2 protein-coding genes are annotated in these 3,706 nt (G+C 68.6%); both read right to left on the bottom strand.

Features of this window, described 5'->3' with window-relative positions:
• The coding region (locus ACK5KK_RS15655; protein ID WP_416891012.1) for a glutamate synthase subunit beta at positions 1 to 690 on the bottom strand (690 nt) is incomplete at its 3' end.
• Positions 683 to 3,706 (bottom strand): glutamate synthase large subunit (gene gltB / locus ACK5KK_RS15650; RefSeq protein ID WP_416891011.1); only part of this gene is annotated, 3,024 nt, incomplete at its 5' end. The genes gltB and ACK5KK_RS15655, both read right to left, overlap by 8 nt.

Below are 3,706 nucleotides of genomic sequence, written 5' to 3'. Positions count from 1 at the left end.
ATACCGGGCCCGCAGGTCGGACCAGGTGATGTCGGACCCGATCTCGACGCCGGCGCGGAACCGCGTCCCCTCGTCCTGCATCTGACGCAGCCGCGTCTCGAGGTGGCGCTTCTCCATCTTGAAGTCGGGAATGCCGTATCGCAGCAGACCGCCGATGCGGTCGTCGCGTTCGAACACCGCCACGGTGTGGCCGGCGCGGGTCAGCTGCTGGGCGGCAGCCAGGCCCGCGGGGCCCGATCCGACGACCGCGACGGTCTTCCCGGTCAGCCGCGCGGGCGGTTCCGGTTCGATCCAGCCGTTCGCGAACGCGTCGTCGACCGTCGAGACCTCGATCTGCTTGATCGTCACGGCGGGCTGGTTGATGCCCAGCACGCAGGAGCTCTCGCACGGGGCCGGGCACAGCCGCCCGGTGAACTCGGGGAAGTTGTTGGTCGCGTGCAGCCGCTCGATCGCGGCGCGGCCCTCGCCCCGCCAGATCAGGTCGTTCCACTCCGGGATGAGGTTGCCGAGCGGACAGCCCTGGTGACAGAACGGCACACCGCAGTCCATGCAGCGTCCCGCCTGACGGCGCAGCACATTGGTGTCGCCCGGCTCGTACACCTCGCGCCAGTCCATGATGCGCACCGGCACCGGTCGGCGCGCAGGCAGTTCGCGCTCGGTCGTCTTGAGGAAGCCCTTCGGGTCAGCCACCGGTCACCTCCAGAATGCGAGTCCACACCACGTCCCCGTCGGGGTCGAGTCCCTCTTCGAGGGCTTGTTGCCGGGTCTGCAGCACCGCGGCGTAGTCCCGCGGTACGACCCGGACGAACGCGGCGACCTCGGCGTCGAAATCCGCCAGCAGTTCGGCGGCACGCGCCGACCCGGTCTGCTCGCGGTGCTGCTCCAGCAGGTCGCGGAGGATCTCGACATCCGCCGCGCCCATCTCCTGCAGCTCGAGTTCACCGGTGGCGAGCGCTTCACGATTGACGAGGTCGGTGTCCAACCGGTACACGTAGGCCGTGCCGCCCGACATCCCCGCACCCAGGTTGCGACCGGTGTCGCCGAGGATGACGGCGAGTCCACCGGTCATGTACTCGAGGGCGTGGTCGCCGACACCTTCGACGACGGCGGTGGCACCGGAATTGCGCACCAGGAACCGTTCACCGACGACACCGCGCAGGAACATCGTGCCCTGCGTGGCGCCATAGCCGATGACGTTCCCGGCGATGACGTTCTGCGACGCGTCGAACTCCGCGTCGCGCGCCGGGCGAACCACGATCTGGCCCCCGGACAGTCCCTTGCCGACGTAGTCGTTGGAATCGCCCTCAAGGCGCAGCGTGATGCCGGCCGGCAGGAAGGCGCCGAAGGACTGCCCGGCGGAGCCGGTGAGGTTGACCTCGATCGAGCCGGCGGGCAGGCCGTTGACCCCGTGGGCGCGCGTGACGTGGTGACCGAGCATGGTTCCGACGGCGCGCGCGGTGTTGCGGATCGGAAGGTCGAACGAGATGTGACCGCCGCGCGCGATCACGTCCTGCGCCTGCTGGATCAGCGACACGTCGAAGTGCTCGTCGAGCTCGTGGTTCTGTGCGCGGGTGTTGTGGCGCGGCACGTCGTCGGCGAACGCGGGGCCCCGCAGGATCGGGGCGAGATCGAGACCGTGGGTCTTCCAGTGGTCGATCGCCGCGTTCACGTCCAGCAACTCATGGTGACCGATCGCCTCGTCGAGCGAACGGAACCCGAGTTCGGCCAGGTACTCCCGCACCTCCTGTGCGATGAACTCCATGAAGTTCACGACGAACTCCGGCTTGCCGCTGAACCGGCTGCGCAGCACCGGGTTCTGAGTGGCCACGCCGACCGGGCACGTGTCCAGGTGACACACCCGCATCATGATGCAGCCCTCGACCACGAGCGCGGTCGTGGCGAAACCGAACTCCTCGGCACCGAGCAGTGCCGCGACGATGACGTCGCGCCCGGTCTTGAGCTGGCCGTCGGCCTGCACCACGACGCGGTCGCGCATGTCGTTGAGCATCAGGGTCTGCTGGGTCTCGGCCAGTCCCAGCTCCCATGGCGTGCCGGCGTGTTTGAGCGAGTTCAGCGGACTGGCACCGGTCCCGCCGTCGTGCCCGGAGACCAGGATGACGTCGGCGAGGGCCTTGGCCGTCCCGGCGGCGACCGCGCCGATCCCGGACTGACTGACGAGCTTCACGTGCACCCGCGCGCCCGGGTTGGCCCGCTTCAGGTCGAAGATGAGCTGCTTGAGGTCCTCGATCGAATAGATATCGTGGTGCGGCGGCGGCGAGATGAGGCCGACTCCGGGCGTCCCCCCGCGTGTGCGCGCGATCCACGGGTACACCTTGCCCGGTGGCAGCTGACCGCCCTCGCCGGGCTTGGCGCCCTGGGCGAGTTTGATCTGGATGTCGTCGGCGTGCGTCAGGTACATGCTCGTCACACCGAAACGGCCCGATGCCACCTGCTTGATGGCGCTGCGCCGCTCCGGGTCGAGCAGACGCCCCAAGTCCTCGCCGCCCTCACCGGTGTTCGACTTCGCGCCCAGCCGGTTCATCGCGATGGCGAGCGTCTCATGTGCCTCGCGGGAGATGGAGCCGTAGCTCATCGCTCCCGTCGAGAAGCGCTTGACGATCGACGACACCGGTTCCACGTCGTCGATCGGGACCGCGGGCCGCTCCCCCGTGCGCAGCCGGAACAGTCCGCGCAGCGTCTTCAGCTCCGCGGCCTGGTCGTCGACGAGGCGGGTGTACTCGCGGAAGATGTCGTAGCGGCGGGTGCGGGTGGAGTGCTGCAGACGGAACACCGTCTGCGGGTTGAACAGGTGCGGCGCCCCGTCACGCCGCCACTGGTACTCGCCGCCGGTCCACAGCCGCTCGTGCGCACGCGCGGCCGCGTCCTCGGGATAGGCGTACGCGTGTCGCTGCTCGTTCTCGACGGCGACCTCGCGGATGCCGATGCCGCCCAGTTTGGTCTCGGTGCCGGTGAAGTACTCGTCGATGAACTCCTGCGACAGCCCGACGGCCTCGAACACCTGCGCGCCCGCGTAGGACGAGACCGTGGAGATACCCATCTTCGACATGATCTTCAGCACGCCCTTGCCGAGCGCGTAGATCAGGTTCTTGACGGCCTTCTCGGGGGCCACGCCGGTGATGAAGCCGGCCCGGACCAGGTACTCGACGGTCTCCATCGCCAGGTACGGGTTGACGGCCGAGGCGCCGTAGCCGAGCAGGGTCGCCACGTGGTGCACCTCGCGGACGTCGCCGGCCTCCACCACGAGTCCCACCTTCATGCGGTTCTCGTTGCGGATCAGGTGGTGATGGATGGCCGAGACCGCCAGCAGCGACGGGATCGGAACGAGGTCCTTGTTCGAGTCGCGGTCGCTGACGATGATGAACTCGGCGCCGCCGGCGATCGCGGCATCCACTTCGGCGCAGATCTCCTCGATGCGCTCGCGCATCGAGTCCGGGCCGGCGTCGAAGTGGTAGAGCGCACGCACGATGACCGAGCGCCGCCCGGGAAGCGCCTTGTCGATGTGCTGCAACTTGGCCAGTTCGTCGTTGTCGATGACCGGGAAGTCGATCGTGACCGTGCGGGTGTGGTCGGGCCCGGCCGACAACAGGTTGCGCTCAGGGCCCACGCTCAGGCCCAGCGAGGTGACGACCTCTTCGCGGATCGAGTCCAGCGGCGGGTTGGTCACCTGCGCGAACTGCTGGATGAA

Source organism: Microbacterium sp. (assembly GCF_047972865.1).
Taxonomy (GTDB): domain Bacteria; phylum Actinomycetota; class Actinomycetes; order Actinomycetales; family Microbacteriaceae; genus Microbacterium.
Note: the sequence above shows the minus strand (reverse complement) of the source record. Positions and strands in the feature narration are given on the sequence as shown.